This window comes from Paucilactobacillus vaccinostercus DSM 20634, assembly GCF_001436295.1.
Classification (GTDB): Bacteria; Bacillota; Bacilli; order Lactobacillales; family Lactobacillaceae; genus Paucilactobacillus; species Paucilactobacillus vaccinostercus.
This window is the reverse complement of the sequence record NZ_AYYY01000014.1, coordinates 1-16,418: the sequence shown is the minus strand read 5'-3', so window position 1 is coordinate 16,418 and position 16,418 is coordinate 1. Positions and strand designations below refer to the sequence as shown.

Here is a 16,418-nt window from a genome sequence, read left to right as displayed (position 1 = left end):
TGTGACAGAAGAATTGTCAGTGCCTTACAGTCTAGAAGTTGAACATTACCATGGGGATGTTTTAGCAATTAGTACACGGACTCCTCGTATTTCCTGGAAATACAAAGATAAAGTTACTGATAGTGCAGAAGTAGAATTAGAAATTACGAGAAGTTTACCTGGTAAAATTGAACACAAAGAAATGATTCGAACTCAGACAATAAATAATGTGCTATTTACTTGGCCACTGCAACCACTTGAGTCTGAAGAACAAGTCACAATTAGAATTCGATTAATTGATAATGGAATTTTTGGTGAATGGTCAAAAACATTACATTTTGAAGTGGGAATTTTAGAATATTGGGACCTATTAGGTAAATTTATTGGACCTTCTTGGTTTGAAGGAAAAACGGATCACCGACATGCACCGCTAATTAGAACGGAATTTAAGCTAAAGGCAAAACCAGTTTATGCAAAACTTTATTTATCAGCATTAGGGTTAGTAGAAGGCGTTGTGAATGGCAGAAAAATTGGGAAAGACGTTTTAACGCCCGGTTGGACGTGCTACAACGAACGTCTGGAAGTTTGGCCGTTTAATTTAACCGATGAACTACATGAAGGTAAAAATACCTTGGGATTTTTCTTGGGCGACGGATGGTATCGTGGCCGTTTTGGTTTTAAGGGTGGCAAGGTTAATATTTATGGTAACAAATTAGGGCTGTACGCACAGTTAAAAATAGTATATGCAGATGGCACAACGGACGAAATTCTATCTAATGCAGACGATGGATGCTGGAAAGCCACCAAGGGCCCTATTGTGAGTTCTGATTTGTGTGAGGGAGAGAACTATGATGCTCGACTTGAGGAACCCGGATGGCAACAATCTGAATTTGACGATTCAAATTGGCAAGCAGTATCTGAGGTGAATTTTGATACTCGAAAGCTTGAGTATCCATCATCCCCTGCTGTACGAGTGGCGCAGGTTTTAAGACCAGTCTCTATAAAGAAAATTGGAGATCACAATGGATTAACGGATTGGCAAATTGATTTGGGACAAAATTGTTCCCAAAGACTTCAGGTGCATATTAAACATTCCTTAGCAGGGGATACAATTAAATTTCAACATGCTGAGGTACTAGAGTCCGACGGTAGACTTTCAACTCGACCATTACGGCGAGGACAACAAATTGACCAGTATATTTCGAACGGTAAGGAAACATATTTTGAAGTTAAATTTGCGATGCATGGGTTTCGGTATGCGGAAATTCATGGATGGCGTGGTGACCTTACAAAAGAGGATATCGTGAGCCATGTTTATTTTTCAAATATGCAAAGAACTGGTAAGCTAACAACATCGAATCAGTTAGTTAATCGGTTGCACGATAATGCGCTATGGTCATTAAGATCCAATTTTGTATCATTACCAACTGATTGTCCACAGCGTGATGAACGACTAGGGTGGACGGGAGATATATCTCTGTTTAGTAATACAGCGGCATACCTGTACGATGTTTCAGGATTCTTAAGCAACTGGCTTGTTGATTTAAGATATGAACAAAAACGTCTGGGCACGGTTCCCTTTTATGTTCCGTTTATTCCGTTGGCAGAGTGGACAGAACCAAAGGCAATTGCAATTTGGGGAGATGCTGCAGTCAGAGTTCCGTGGTCAATTTATATGGAAACTGGGGATAAGAAGCTTTTATCTCAACAATACTATGCAGCTCGTGACTGGATTGAAGAGGTTGAAAAATATCTTTCTGAAGACGGTGTTTGGGATCGAAAACCCGATTATTCCCTAGGACAGTTGGCAGATTGGTTGGATCCAACGGCACCTGCTGATAACCCAGTAAAAGCAATGACGGCCAAAGAGTTGGTTGCAACGGCGTTTTATGCAAAAAGTTTAGAATTATTTAGCCGTATGAGTTATGAGTTAGGGTTTGATACTGATAAAATCAATCAGTTGTACGAACATGTACGACATGGATTTTTAAATAGGTTTTTCAAAAACAACGGGTTAATGACATCTGATACACAATGTGCATATTCTTTAGCGATTGCTTTTGATCTTTTAGATGACCGACTAGATTTAAAAGAAGCTGCCGGAGATAGACTGGCTTCATTGGTACGATCATCAAATGGAAAAATTAGTACGGGATTTGCTGGTACGCCATATGTGTTGCCGGCCTTGACGGCTACTGGACATGTTGAAGAGGCATATAGCTTATTTTTGTCAGATAAATGTCCGAGTTGGATGTATCAGGTAAAAATGGGAGGAACGACTACCTGGGAACGCTGGGATTCAATGTTACCAGATAAGTCGGTTAATCCCGGAGTGATGACTTCATTCAACCATTACGCGCTAGGATCGGTAGCGGAGTGGATGCACAATACTATTGGGGGACTGAAACCCTTGACGCCTGGATGGCACCGTTTTAGGATTGCACCTCGTCCAGGTGGAGAATTAACACATGCTCAAGCGGAGTACGAATCACCATATGGTAAGATTGTTGTGCAATGGCAAGTAACTAATAATGAGCTGGTAGTGAAAGGCCAGATACCATTTGGAACTATTGCTGAATTGGATCTTGAAGGACAGTCAATTCAAAAATTGAGAGCTGGTGAATTCGAAAAGGTAGTGCCTCTTACTAATTAAATTAAAAATAGCTATCAATGAAATAATATATTGGATGTCACTACAATAATTGGAGGTGAAATGGGGTGGATTTGAAGCAAAAATTACTGTTGTTTGAAGTGGCAGAGCTGGAATGGCGTAAACTTTATTTGGCAAATCCGTATGATAATTTTAAACCAGTCAGTAGTTGGAAAGAATTTGTCAAACAATATGAGAACACTATGCCAGCTGGCATGGCTCTAGTGAAAGAACCACCATCGGATATTAGAGATCGCTTTTTTGAAAATGAATTTTTTTCGTCAGAAAAAGGTTTAATTCCAGAGCCGACCAATTTGGATGAGCAATTAATATATCCGCCCCATATGAACGCAGAAATTGTAGTTTTTAAGCACTTACGTTATTTACCAATCATGATGCACACCTTACAGTTTGTAAAAATATCCTATGTTCTTGAGGGAAATTGTCAATTTTTTATAAATAATAAGACATATTACTTAAAGCAAGGAGATTTAGTGATTGTACCACCAGATACGAAGCAGGCTTTTTTTGCGAATGGGGATAATGATATTGTTGTAAATGTAATTATGAGACGGTCGACGTTTCAGGATTCCTTTGCTCCGTTACTGATGGAACAGAATGATATTTCTGAATTTTTTTTACAAATGTTGTATCGAAGAAGATTTTCACAAGTTGTTTTGTTCAACTGTAGTGAAGATAACAACATCCTTGATATTATACTAAAACTATATGGAGAATCGCAGGAGTCAATTCATGGATCAAGAATCATCATGAATAGTTATGTCTTACTACTATTTGGAAGATTAATTCGAACATACATGGATCGAGCGAAGACTTTAATCGGAGAAAAGAGTGTTGATTCTGTGTCTAATATAATTCAATATATTAGGACTAATCGATCAACGGTAACACTACAATCGACTGCCGATTATTTTAAGTTAAGTGAGGGATATTTAAGTCGATATGTTAAGCGAGAGACAGGGTATTCATTTTCAGCCTTACTAAGGGATTTAAAGATGAGAGAAGCTGCGAACCTTTTAAGAACATCACGATTGAGTGTTGAAGAAATTATTGATCGTGTTGGTTATTCCGATATAAGTAATTTTTATCGAAATTTCAAAAAGATATATCAAATGACACCAGCCGAATATCGAAATAGTTCTAATTAGCATGGCTGTTTTGATGCGATAAGTCAGTATTATCAGTGGGTGAATGAATTTTATTGAGTTCATTTTTGTGGTGTGGTTACTGTGTTGGTGGGAAGTAATCACGGATATACTATTTTTAAGTTACACAAATCTCTGCTTCATTTTTATTTGGTAAATAGTGGCTGTTTACGATATGGATATTGAGATGTAGTGAAACAAAAAATAAACAAGTAATTTATCAATCAACATCACAAGCTTGAAGTATTTCTTGTGAAGACAGTACTGAATGGATCGTATTTTCGTGTAATTCAATACTATAAAATGATGATTATCTTTTTTAGAATACAAAGGTCCCGCATCCGCGGGGCTTTTTTGTTCGGCACCACAAAAAAACGGCATCCCCGCACGAGAATGCCGTTTAAACAGTGATTTAATTATTGAGCGGTGTAGCCACCATCGACCACGAATTCAGAACCGGTCGCGAATTTCGATTCGTCGGATGCGAGGTAGATGCAGATGTAGGCGATATCGTTTGGTTCCCCGATATGGCCCATTGGCGTCTTGCTGCGATCGGACATGGCTTCTTCGGCACCGGGGATGTTATCAACCAATGGCGTCTTGATGTAGCCTGGATGAACAGTGTTAACCCGTACGCCGTAGTCTTTCAAGGCGCAATCGACAGCGGCCGATTTTGACATGATTCGGACGGCCCCCTTGGTAGCGTTATAGGCACCAAGGTTCGGATCGCCGATGAAGCCTTCAATAGAAGACATGTTGATGATGGAAGCCCCAAGGTTCTTGTTCTTCATTCTTTGGATGGCTAAGCGGGTACCAAAGAAGACCCCGTCGAGGTTGATGGACATGATTTTACGCCATGTTTCAGTTGAAGTTTCTTCAATTGAACCGGTCAGCCCGACGCCCGCGTTGTTAACAAGGGTGCTAACAGGACCGAATGCTTTTTCCGTCTCATCAAAGAGCGTTGTCCAACCATCTTCATCGGCAGCATCATGCTGGATGAAGCGAATCACATCTGGACCACCAATTTTTTTAGCGGCTGCTTCACCAACATCAGCGTGGCGCCCGGTAATGACAACTTTGGCACCTTCTTCAACAAACTTGTCGGCGATGGCAAATCCAATTCCTAAAGTACCACCAGTAACAATTGCAACTTTTCCGTCTAAACGATGACTCATGTAATCAACCTCCTAGAATTTGAGTATGTGTGAATCATAACACAAATAAAAACGCTTTCAAAGCAAAAGACGGTCAAAAAAGATGATTATTTGATGAAATTTTTTTCATTGGAATAAAACAGGCGGTTATTTGACAATCGCTGTAAAGACTGGTTTAATAAACAGTAATTAAATTGTGCGAGGGATTATCAATGAAACTAGTAAAAACCCAATTTAATTTTAGCTTCTTTAGATAGCGTCCATGTCATAGATGTGGACGCCCGTTTAGCTTGCGTCCATATCTAAGGAGCAATTCCGGTAGGTATGGAAATCTACTGGAGTATTAAAATCGTTATTTAACTCCGTTAGATTTAAGCAGGCGACACGCTTAAATCTGGCGGATTTTTTGATGGCAATTTTAATACGAGAAATGAGGAATGCAGCATGCGTAAAATTCATACATTAGGGCCCAAAGCAACGGATAGTTACGAGGCGTCACAGCATATTCCGGGAACCGAAGAAAACGAGATCGTTTTACATGATAGTTTTGATGATATTATTGAGGATTTAGCACAGTATGCGGGTGATTATCTCCTCTTACCAGCCGCATATCAAAGCAAACAGAGCGATTTTGGTTGGCGGGAATTGAGCTATGAGTATTGGGATCGGCTAAAACTGGAGACGGTCTATCATCATCCGTTGAAGACGCTGTGTCTGATTGCCAACTTTGATTTTCAGCAAAACAAGGCTGTCATTCATCCGGCCACCACGAACCTATTAAATGCTTACTTGAAGAAGCAACAATTGAGTTTATCAATCCACTACGCTGGGAGTAAGGCAAAAGCATACGACAAGTTTGTCGCGGGCGGGTACCGATTCACGATTGTCAGTGAAGATTCCTTGGAACCCGGGCACCCTTATCAGATGATTCAAAAGTATCACCCAGATATGGTGTGGTGTTTATATCACATCATTAAGTAGGATGATCTCATTATTTTAACTGGGTGTATTAGTTGAAAAGACTAGCTGATTTGGGTTAAGATATAGCTACTGAATGAGGTGAATAAAATGGGTGCAATGGATGACTATCAGCAGTGGGAAGAATCACTGCTAACAACCGAATTACCACGCTGGGACCAGTTGCCAAAGTTTGATTTGTATATGGATCAGGTTGTGGCGTTTATTAACACCACGCTCGGAAAGTTAGAATTTGAGCCGGTAACGGCCTCGATGATTAATAACTACGTCAAGCACAAGGTTGTTTTGGCGCCGGTGAAGAAAAAATATCAGTCGATGCAGATTGCTGATATTCTAGTGATTAGTTTATTGAAGCAAAACTATTCGTTGGATGTGATTCATTCGGGAATTAACCAAGTCACTAAGCGTAACTACCCTAAGCAGGCGTACGATCATTTTATTGAAATGCTTGAGGCGGGGATTCGTGAGCAGCAGCGTCCCGAAATGGTCGGCGCAGACCAATTGAATGAAAAACTTCTGGAAGTCGCAGTTGAAAGTATCATTACTGGGCTGAAGGCGAAGAAACTATTAAAATTAATGGAACGCGAAAAAGCATAGCAAAGAGACATTCGGACGAAAAAAAGTCGAATGTCTCTTATTTTTTTTGAATAAAAATGTAAGCGATTACAATTAGTTATTAATTTCACAAGGCTTTTTAGAATCCTTTATGGGGCTTAATATCTAGATTGTGAAGAAAAAACGGTGATTTTACACGGGTGAACCGTTGATATGATCTACTTTGAAAAAAGTTGCACAAATCACTTTACAAAAATGAAAAAGGGTTTATACTCGTAGATGTTAAATAGTTCACAAGATAGTTATTGGACATGGAGGGAATAGAGAATGGTTGTTAAAGCAGAAACAAAACAAGAAAACAACGTTGAAGACATGATCAATAAGCTCGTCAGCGCCGGGCACGTGGCCTTAGATGCCTTAGATGGTTTTGACCAAGAAAAAATCGATCACATTGTCCACCAAATGGCAATGGAAGCACTCGACCACCATATGGAATTGGCTAAGTTAGCCGTTGAAGAAACTGGCCGTGGTGTTGTCGAAGATAAAGCTGTTAAAAATATTTACGCCTCAGAATATATCTGGCACTCAATTAAAAATGACAAAACTGTTGGAATTATCAAAGATGACAAGGAACGCCAACTTGTCACCGTTGCTGAACCTTTAGGGGTTATCGCCGGGATTACACCTGTTACCAACCCAACATCAACAACGATTTTCAAATCATTGTTAGCTGTTAAGACACGGAACCCAATTATCTTTGCTTTCCATCCCCAAGCTCAAAAATGTAGTGTTGCTGCCGCAAAGATCGTTTTAAAAGCCGCCGTTGAAGCTGGTGCGCCTGAAAACATCATTCAATGGATCGAGACACCAAGTCTTGAAGCAACGACTGGTTTGATCAACAACGATGGTGTTGCCAGTGTTCTTGCTACTGGTGGTCCTGGTATGGTGAAGGCTGCTTACTCAACTGGAAAACCAGCCTTGGGTGTTGGACCTGGTAACGGCCCGGTTTACATTGAAAAGACGGCAAACATCAAGCGTGCCGTTAACGATATCTTACTTTCAAAGACGTTTGATAATGGGATGATCTGTGCATCAGAAAACAGTGCCGTTATCGATGATGAAATCTTTGATGCCGTTACAGCCGAATTTAAAGCACATAACGCCTTCTTCGTTGCTAAGAAAGATCAAAAAGCATTACGTGATGCCATGTTTGATCCTAAGCGTGGCGGTGTGAAGGGGCCTATTCCAGGCATGTCAGCATATGACATTGCTAAAATGGCCGGCATTACCGTTCCAAAGGAAACTAAGATCTTAGTGACTGAAATCTCCGAAGTTGGTCCTCAAGAATTACTTTCAGCTGAAAAGCTTTGCCCAGTATTGTCAATCTACCATGCTAAGGGTCAAGACAATGCATTTGAACTCTGCGATGCCTTGCTTCACTTTGGTGGCTTGGGTCATACCGCAGCAATCCAATCAGAAGACGATGACGTGATCATGAAGTTCGGTATCCAGATGAAGGCTAGCCGGGTAATCGTTAACACACCATCAGCACTTGGTGGGATTGGTAACATGTACAACGAAATGATTCCTTCATTAACACTGGGGACTGGATCATGGGGTAAAAATTCAATTTCTCACAACGTCTCATCATTTGATCTGATCAACGTTAAGACAATCGCAAAGCGGAGAAATAATATGCAATGGGTTAAATTACCAAAAGTTTACTTTGAAAAGACATCTGTTCGTTACCTTGAGGACATGGAAGACATCAACAAGGTTATGCTGATTACTGGACCAAGCATGGTGAAGTATGGTTATGCTGACATCGTTGTGAACGAACTAAAGCGTCGTCCTAACGGTGACAAGATTCAATACGAAATCTTCTCAGATATCGAACCAGATCCATCGACTAACACAGTAACACGTGGATTGAACCAAATCCGTGAATTCCAACCAGACACAATCATCGCCCTCGGTGGTGGGTCACCATTGGATGCTGCCAAGGCAATGTGGTTATTCTACGAGCACCCAGAATCAAGCTTCTTCGGTGCTAAGCAGAAGTTCTTGGATATTCGGAAACGGACTTACAAGCTCGAATGTGCTAACAAGGCTAAGTTTGTTGCAATCCCAACAACATCAGGGACTGGTTCAGAAGTGACACCATTCGCTGTGATTACTGATAGCGACACCCATGTTAAGTACCCATTAGCTGACTACGCATTGACACCGGACGTTGCCATCGTGGATTCACAATTTATCCAAACGGTACCAAAGAAGACGATTGCTGAATCTGGCTTGGACGTTTTGGCCCATGCAACTGAATCATTTGTTTCGGCCTTGGCATCTGACTACACCCGTCCATTATCAATGCAAGCTGCTAAGTTGGTCTTTGACAACTTGGAGGCTTCATACAATGGGGATGCCCATGCCCGTGAAGAAATGCACAATGCGTCAACCCTTGCCGGAATGGCATTTGGGAATGCATTCTTAGGAATTAACCACTCCGTTGCCCACAAACTTGGTGGCGAATTTGGATTGGCTCATGGCCTATGTATTGCGATCACGTACCCACACATCATCCGTTACAATGCCAGCGAACCACAGAAGTTCCAAGCATGGCCTAAGTACGAATACTTCCGTGCTAACAAGGACTACGCTGACTTGGCACGCTACGTTGGTGTTAACGGGAGCACGGACGAAGAATTGATCGAAGGATTGATTCAGAAATTCATCAAGTTGGCTCATGCAGTTGGAATTAAGCTTAGCTTGAAGGCTAACGGTGTGAAGAAGGCTGACTTCGACAAAGCAATTGACAACGGCATGGCCGAATTGGCATACGAAGACCAATGTACAACTGCTAACCCAAAGGAACCATTAATCGCTGATTTGAAGCAAATCATGATTGATGATTTTGATGGGAAGGGCGTCGAAAAATAGAGTACGGAGCCAAGCGTTTGGATACCGTACAGTAAGACAAAAAAATTGTTAATCACCGAAATTTGATGGTTAACAATTTTTTGTCTTACTGTTAGGTGTCTGCTTAGTGGAGTATGTTTTGACTAGGTTGTCGAAAAGAATATCAATTAATTTAAAAATAAGAAATAGTATTATCGGCTTCGCAGATGAAGTTAGATAGTACTATTTTTTTACGGGTGGTCAGTTGTTCGCTAACCTAATGCTTTTTCTCCTCATCCAATGGTTCGGTAACTTCCAATACCGCCAAACCAGTCATCAGAACAATTACGGATATGACGATGGCTGGAATACCTGTGAATAAGCCAAAGAATGAAAAGGTCAGTCCATGACCAAAGAGGGCGGTAATGAGTGGGCGAGCAATTAAGCCAATGCCAAGAACACTGATAACAATTCCCAAAATTCTGAGACTTTCACTGTTAATTTTTTTCATGATGTTAACTCCCCAATAGTATGATGGTTTTATTCTAGCGGAGCTTGGTGATGAATGAAACGAGTTTGAGAAAAAACCAGAAGTAAATCAGCAAACAACAGTAAAATAGCGATGATAAGTTGAATCCAACTATCAGATAGTGGTCTGCCATGGATAAGAGAAAGCAGGTTTAGCGGCCCCATGCCCGAATATCCTAAACAAAATGCAAAATATGTGATTGGTAGAATATAGGTGATCACAATGCTTTTAGAAAGATGGTAACAGAGCAGGATTAAACCTGTTAATAAAAAAATTTTAGCAAGGAAATCACCCAATAAAGGCCATACCTGGAATGATGCTTGATGTGATTCGTAGAGAACGATGATTATTAGATCCAAAATACTTAATATTGATACGAACCAAACCACCCGAATTGAATGGAGCAGAGAAAGTCGATAATGTTTACTATTGATAATAGACTGAATTGATGCGGCTTGATCCGGTAAAAAAATAGTTGGAATGCAAATAATAGCAATTAGGGGAATAAATAGTTCGCCTGGTAGCGAAGCTTGTGAAATGGTGAGTGGCTTGAGACTGAATAGAATTGGTGTCAAACATGCAAGAAGAATGGTAAGAATGGTCATTGGCAAGACAGTTGCCTTAAGATCTTTGATGATGACGTGATACAGCAAACGAAATACCTTCTTTCTTAAAATGGATGATTATAATTGTTAATCCAATTAAAAGTAATGCAATTCCAGAATAGATGGCACGATTCAAAAGTAGGGTGTCGAGATGGTCGTAGAAGTAGGCTACATTGTGTAGCGAGTTGTGGCGTGGTATTAGCAACCAACCATAATTACCATCAACACGATGTGCTCCGACCATTATAGTTATAAGCCACCAAATGAATTGAAGAGCGAGACCGAAAAAATTATGGAAAAGTTGATAAGTTAGAAAACCAACAGCACTACTAATCATCAATGTTGGCAATATCCAAATGATAGTTACTTTTAAAAAGGCCAGCAGGTCAAGTGCATTATGAGGATATAATACGAAAACGCGAAACAGGAAATAGATACCCATTATTAAAATGGGTAAGAGTAGAACAATTAGGCTAGCACAATACTGTGTAACGAGTCGCCTACTTTGAGATGTGTATTTTGCATGAATTGATGCTAGTGTCCGATTACGGTGATCAGTATCGCAAAATGCAATCACAAGAACAGTCGGCAAGATTCCCATAATTAAGCCGGCGATGTCAGCAAAAATACGAGCAAAATCACCAGAAATACGATCATGTTTTAAGATTAGTTGGTAATCTTGGTGGGCTTCTTGAGGGGTCATCTTTCGGTGAGCTAGTGTAGCAACGTTGTTTAGGCTGTAACTGGAGTGACCACCCAAAAGTCGGTCGACATGTAATAGAGATTTATTTAACGCTTGATGGTTAGATGTTTTTTGAATGGTAGTGATGTCGCTACGTATTTGAGCTTGTTTACTAGGTGTAAGTGAAACTATTTTCGCAAAACCAAGTGGATAAGTGGTGTAGTGATTGGTAGTATATTCCGTATTTAACTGCTCAAGGATACCATCTTTTAATGAGTGTAAGTCAGTTGCATAAATGGTGTCATATTGTTCGGAAGATGGCATATGTGACAGACTACGATTTATCAAAGGATTAACGTTGAGAAAGACAAAGAGACATGTTAACACGACATATATTAAGAAAGCGAAACTACAAAAGAAACGTTTCGATTCAAGCCACAATAGTCTCATGAAAATACCCCCTCATGTTGAAGCTGTAAGTAGATATAGGCTTCTTCAAGAGTAGCATGTACGGGCTTGTCGGTTGCTGTTTCGGCAATAAATCGAAAGTGTGTTTGACCGTCATAGGTTACCTGTTCACTTACTTGATGAGTTTGCTTAAAGTCGGTGGCCTTGGCCACAGACGTTGTTGCTTCATAAACGTGATCATTAGCTTGGACTATTAAGTCGTTAGTTGTGCCAGTGAATAGTAATTGACCATGATTAAGAATGCCGATATGGTTAGTCGTGGTCTCAATATCGGATACAATGTGTGTTGAAAGTAAGACTGTTCGATCAGTGGCAAAGTCAGCTAAGAGATTACGGAAACGGATGCGTTCCTCAGGGTCTAGCCCGGCAGTCGGTTCGTCCACGATCAGTACCCGAGGATTATTGATTAATGCTTGTGCAATACCAAGACGTTGAAGCATGCCACCAGATAAGTTTTTAACCTTAGTATTGGTTTTATCAATTAAATTGACACGAGCTAGTAGGTCATCAATACGATGATGTTGTTCACGTACTGGAACGTTTGCCAGAGTTGCTAAATATGCTAAAGCATCAGAAACACTCATATTTGGATAGAAAGTAAAATTTTGTGGTAGATAACCAACTAAATTACGAATTTCTTGCGGTCGTGTTAACGGGATTCCGTAGATTGTGGCAGTACCACGCGTTGGATATTCTAACGTTGTTAAAATTTTCATAAGTGTTGATTTACCAGCACCATTTTTTCCAAGCAGACCGAACATACCAGTGCCAATTTCAAGTGTCAGATTATCGAGTGCTGGGGATGTCATTTGTCGATACGTTTTGGTGATGTGATTGATTTGAATAGTGTTCATCAAAAACGCCTCCTTATTTTGATTACAAGGAGACGATATCAGATAATTATCAACTTTCTATCAACCAACGGAGCGGTTATTGATTAAAGTTAAAAGATGAGGTTACTAGGACGCCCTTTGACGTATTTTTGATGGAAAATTCACCGCCATGAGTATTACAAATAACTTTACAGATATACATTCCTACACCAAGATGTGAGGATGACTTCGTTTTTGAAAAGAAGGGAGTTCGTGCATTTTTTAGTTCAGTGGGAGATAAGTGTGGGCCATCGTTGAATACTTGTATCTTGATATCTTGATCGGTGATTTTTAGGGTGATACTAACCGTTGTTTGTGCAAAACGTTTGGCGTTATTTAATTGGTTGTCCAGAACTTCAAGAACAGCAGCAGTAGAAATTTTAATTGAATGAGAATACTTGCTATGATTTTGGATAGCAAAATTGGTACGTAAAACACTGAGAATAGTGCTGCTCTCGTTTTTGATTAGATGAACTAAATGGTCTATGGTGCAGTCATCATATGCAACGGTTGCATTCTGTAATGATGTGATTTTATTCATAAGTGTGACAAAGTCTTTCACTCGAGTTAGTTGATTTTGTAGATCCTGCAACAATATCTGTGTGTCGGCTGAATTTTCTGAATTAAGTGTCAACATTTCAATGTCACCCTGCAATACGGTGAGCGGTGTTCGAAGATCATGTGCGAAGGCAGCATTGACTTCTTTTTGATCTTCGAGTAGTTGCCAATTTTGCTGTAAAGACGTTTTGAGCGCTGCTTGCATGAGACTAAAGGATCGTGTTAGTTCCCCGAGTTCATCTTGATTTTGATTTTGCAATTTAAAATCAAGATTTTGAGCCTTGATTTGTGTGATGCCATAGTTTAGCTGTTCAATCGGTTGAGCAAGCTTATTTTTATAAAATGAACTAACCGTTTGACGCATCACTAAAATGAGAATCAGCATGCTGACAAGAATATCAATTCCAAAGTAAAAAGCGATACTTAAAGTATGTGCAGAAAATCCAAGAACTGTCCAGTGCGCGTAAATGACCTTGTCTGCCCAGAGAGAAGCAAATGCGTTCCATGCGATAAGAAAAAGAAGAATGAGGATTCCTGCAATCAATGTTCCAAGTAGCGTGACACGTAATAACGATTGGCGAATTGTTAAGTTAGCTAGCCTCTTTTTTAACTTGTCCATCGATATCCTACCCCCCAGACGGTTTCAATTGGTGGCGTAACATGGTATTGCTCAAATTGTCCTCGGATGCGTCGCACATGCTCTGCAATGACATGACTATTTCCAAGTGCATCATATCCCCAAACACGTTCATAAAGTTGTTCACGACTAAAAACTTGGTTGGGATTTTGACTTAGAATTTCAATCAACTGATATTGCTTTTGAGCAAGGTTCAGTAAATGGGAGTCAACGCAGACAGTTTTTGATGTGTAGTTAATAATGGTGCAACCAAAAACTGCAATCTGATCTTGATGCTTGGGCGTCGTTTCGCGTCTTAGGTGAGCACTGACCCGAGCACTTAGTTCTCCGAGCGAGAAAGGCTTAACAACATAGTCATCACCACCGGAGCTTAGACCATGAATTTTATCTTGGTCACTAACCCGAGCCGTCAGAAAAATGATAGGAACGGTAGAGAGTTGGCGAATTTGATTGATCAAAGTAAATCCATCAATGTCGGGAAGATTGACATCTAGTAAGATTAAATCAGGAGATTTTGTGAGTTGACTTAATGCATTTTGAGCATCAATGGCGGTATCAACAAGGTATCGAGGTGTGTAATTGGTAAAGAAACGTGTGAGCATACTTAAAATATCGGGATCATCATCAACAATCAAAATCCGGTTACTCATAGGTAGCAGCTCCTTTATTTAATAAATATTATTGTTACATTAATTTTATCATATTTAATTAAGTGACCGATGATATAACTATGGCTGAAATGAAAGAAAAAATAGTTGCAAATAAACTTAATTGAAACCGTTAAAAAATTGATAATGCTACTTTCAGAGAGTGGATATTTCATCTTTATTCGCTTATTTTGTATATTTATCAGCACTAGTTGGACACTCACCATGAATTGATGGCATAAATCTAGATATGTGTTGATTTATACGGATAAATATCATACAATGTAAGCGTACAACTTTAGTGTTATTATATATTTTCTTACTTATATAAGGTGGAGGTTTAATCCCATGAATGCTGATCAGATTAAGAACGAAATTGTAAGCGGAAACACTGCCCTCGGTATCGAACTCGGTTCAACACGAATCAAAGCAGTGTTAGTTTCTACAGATTTCCAAACAGTTGCTTCTGGTGACTACGTTTGGGAAAACGAATTAGACAAAGGAATCTGGACATACCCATTAACCAAGGTATGGGAAGGAATCCAAACCAGCTATGCTAACTTAGCAACTGAAGTCAAAGACAAGTACGGTGTTGAAATTACAAAGATTGGTTCAATCGGAATCAGTGCCATGATGCATGGCTACATGGCCTTCGATAAGAACGACGAAATCTTGGTACCATTCCGGACATGGCGGAACAACATCACTGGCGACGCTGCAGCTGAATTAACTGAATTATTCAACTTCAACATCCCAGAACGGTGGAGCATTGCGCACTTGTACCAAGCAATCCTTAATAAGGAAGAACACGTTAAAAACATCGACTTCATGACCACCCTTGATGGTTATGTACACTACAAATTATCTGGCGAAAAGGTTGTCGGAATTGGCGATGCTTCAGGGATCTTCCCAATCGACGAAGCTGCTAAGTCATACGATGCCGGCATGCTTGAAAAGTTCCGTGCCTTGCAAGCAGTTAAGCAATACACTTGGGACATCAAGGAAATCTTGCCAGAAGTTAAGGTTGCTGGTGAAAATGCCGGGACTTTGACTGACGAAGGTGCACGTTTGCTTGACCCTAGTGGCCAATTACAAGGCGGCGCATTGATGGCACCTTCTGAAGGGGATGCTGGTACTGGGATGGTTTCAACCAACGCCGTTCGTAAGCGGACTGGTAACATTTCAGCCGGAACATCTGCATTCTCAATGGTTGTCTTGGACAGCCCATTGAAGAAGGTGCACCGTGATATTGATATGGTGACAACGCCAGATGGTGCCCCAGTTGCCATGGTTCACACCAACAACTGTTCATCAGACATCAACGCATGGGCAAGCATCTTCAACGAATTTGCTAAGGCCATTGGTCACCCTGTTAAAGGAAACGACCTTTACGGCGCCTTGTTTGATACCTCATTGAAGGGGGATCAAGATGCCGGTGGGTTGGTTAACTTTGCTTACCTTTCAGGTGAAAACATCACCAAGATGGCTGAAGGGCGTCCAATGTTTGTCCGCAAACCAGATGCTAACTTCACATTAGCTAACTTCTTCAAGACGCAATTGTATTCAGCATTTGCCCCATTGAAGATTGGTATGGATATCTTGCTTCGCGAAGAACACATCAAGACAGATGTTTTGATTGCTCAAGGTGGCTTGTTCAAGACACCAGTTGTTGCGCAACAAGTCTTAGCTGACGCATTGAACACACCAATTACTGTTATGGGTAACGCCGGTGAAGGTGGTCCATGGGGGATGGCTGTGTTGGCCTTGTATGCTAAGGATACTAAGGGTAAATCATTGTCTGACTACCTTGACCAAGACGTCTTCACTGACCCAGATAGCATGACACTCGAACCAGAACCAGTTAGTGTTCGTGGTTACGAGAAATTTATCGATAATTATAAAGCCGCTTTACCTGTTGAAGGGAAAGCAGTAGAATCAATGAAGATGAACTAGTTTATTTGGTTTAAGAAAGGAAGAGTTTGAGAGAATGCTTGAAGATTTAAAGCAAAAAGTTTATGAAGCTAACATGATGCTGCCAAAGCT

At 40.4% G+C, this 16,418-nt stretch carries 13 protein-coding genes; 6 read left to right on the top strand and 7 right to left on the bottom strand.

Annotation, left to right across the window (positions count from 1 at the left end; genetic code table 11):
- The first annotated feature begins 1 nt into the window (after position 1).
- Together FC26_RS03620 and FC26_RS03615 are read left to right on the top strand one after the other, a co-directional pair.
- Positions 2–2,632: an alpha-L-rhamnosidase gene (locus tag FC26_RS03620; RefSeq protein WP_235809461.1), complete on the top strand. Its 2,631-nt coding sequence runs from the start codon at positions 2–4 to the stop codon at positions 2,630–2,632.
- A 65-nt stretch (positions 2,633–2,697) separates the two neighbouring features.
- Complete coding sequence (locus FC26_RS03615; RefSeq protein WP_057777884.1) at positions 2,698–3,798, top strand: AraC family transcriptional regulator; 1,101 nt, start codon at positions 2,698–2,700, stop codon at positions 3,796–3,798.
- Between the two features lie 413 nt (positions 3,799–4,211).
- Here the strand turns inward: FC26_RS03615 and FC26_RS03610 are convergent, their stop codons facing one another.
- Positions 4,212–4,970 carry an NADP-dependent (R)-specific alcohol dehydrogenase gene (locus FC26_RS03610; RefSeq protein ID WP_057777882.1) on the bottom strand — a complete coding sequence of 253 codons (759 nt, stop codon included), beginning with the start codon at positions 4,968–4,970 and terminating at the stop codon, positions 4,212–4,214.
- Between the two features lie 423 nt (positions 4,971–5,393).
- On the opposite strand from FC26_RS03610, the gene FC26_RS03605 reads away from it, so the two are divergent.
- The 3 genes from FC26_RS03605 (at position 5,394) to adhE (ending at position 9,419) form a co-directional block, all read left to right on the top strand.
- The gene (locus tag FC26_RS03605) at positions 5,394–5,930 is read left to right on the top strand and encodes a type 2 periplasmic-binding domain-containing protein (protein ID WP_057777879.1); all 537 of its coding nucleotides are present in this window, start codon (positions 5,394–5,396) and stop codon (positions 5,928–5,930) included.
- An 87-nt stretch (positions 5,931–6,017) separates the two neighbouring features.
- Entirely contained in the window at positions 6,018–6,524 is a 507-nt protein-coding gene (locus FC26_RS03600) for a DUF1836 domain-containing protein (RefSeq protein ID WP_057777877.1), read from the top strand.
- A 285-nt stretch (positions 6,525–6,809) separates the two neighbouring features.
- Positions 6,810–9,419: a bifunctional acetaldehyde-CoA/alcohol dehydrogenase gene (adhE, locus tag FC26_RS03595; RefSeq protein ID WP_057777875.1), complete on the top strand. Its 2,610-nt coding sequence runs from the start codon at positions 6,810–6,812 to the stop codon at positions 9,417–9,419.
- 235 nt (positions 9,420–9,654) lie between these two features.
- Here adhE and FC26_RS03590 read toward each other — a convergent pair whose 3' ends face one another.
- The 6 genes from FC26_RS03590 to FC26_RS03565 all read right to left on the bottom strand — a co-directional run bounded on the left by FC26_RS03590 (position 9,655) and on the right by FC26_RS03565 (position 14,378).
- On the bottom strand, positions 9,655–9,888 hold the full coding sequence (locus FC26_RS03590; protein ID WP_057777873.1) for a hypothetical protein: 234 nt from the start codon (positions 9,886–9,888) through the stop codon (positions 9,655–9,657).
- Between the two features lie 29 nt (positions 9,889–9,917).
- Positions 9,918–10,559: a hypothetical protein gene (locus FC26_RS03585; RefSeq protein WP_057777871.1), complete on the bottom strand. Its 642-nt coding sequence runs from the start codon at positions 10,557–10,559 to the stop codon at positions 9,918–9,920.
- Positions 10,528–11,643 carry an ABC transporter permease gene (locus FC26_RS03580; RefSeq protein ID WP_157061029.1) on the bottom strand — a complete coding sequence of 372 codons (1,116 nt, stop codon included), beginning with the start codon at positions 11,641–11,643 and terminating at the stop codon, positions 10,528–10,530. The genes FC26_RS03585 and FC26_RS03580 overlap by 32 nt, the downstream gene beginning before the upstream one ends.
- On the bottom strand, positions 11,640–12,515 hold the full coding sequence (locus tag FC26_RS03575; protein WP_057777869.1) for an ABC transporter ATP-binding protein: 876 nt from the start codon (positions 12,513–12,515) through the stop codon (positions 11,640–11,642). The genes FC26_RS03580 and FC26_RS03575 overlap by 4 nt, the downstream gene beginning before the upstream one ends.
- 76 nt (positions 12,516–12,591) lie before the next feature.
- Positions 12,592–13,710, bottom strand: coding sequence for a sensor histidine kinase (locus FC26_RS03570; protein WP_057777867.1), 1,119 nt, complete (start codon positions 13,708–13,710; stop codon positions 12,592–12,594).
- On the bottom strand, positions 13,698–14,378 hold the full coding sequence (locus tag FC26_RS03565) for a response regulator transcription factor (RefSeq protein ID WP_057777865.1): 681 nt from the start codon (positions 14,376–14,378) through the stop codon (positions 13,698–13,700). The genes FC26_RS03570 and FC26_RS03565 overlap by 13 nt, the downstream gene beginning before the upstream one ends.
- Positions 14,379–14,723: 345 nt before the next feature.
- Here FC26_RS03565 and FC26_RS03560 point away from each other — a divergent pair, with 345 nt between their 5' ends.
- Positions 14,724–16,328 (top strand): xylulokinase, encoded by a 1,605-nt coding sequence (locus FC26_RS03560; RefSeq protein ID WP_057777862.1) that lies wholly within the window; start codon positions 14,724–14,726, stop codon positions 16,326–16,328.
- Positions 16,329–16,418: the final 90 nt, after the last annotated feature.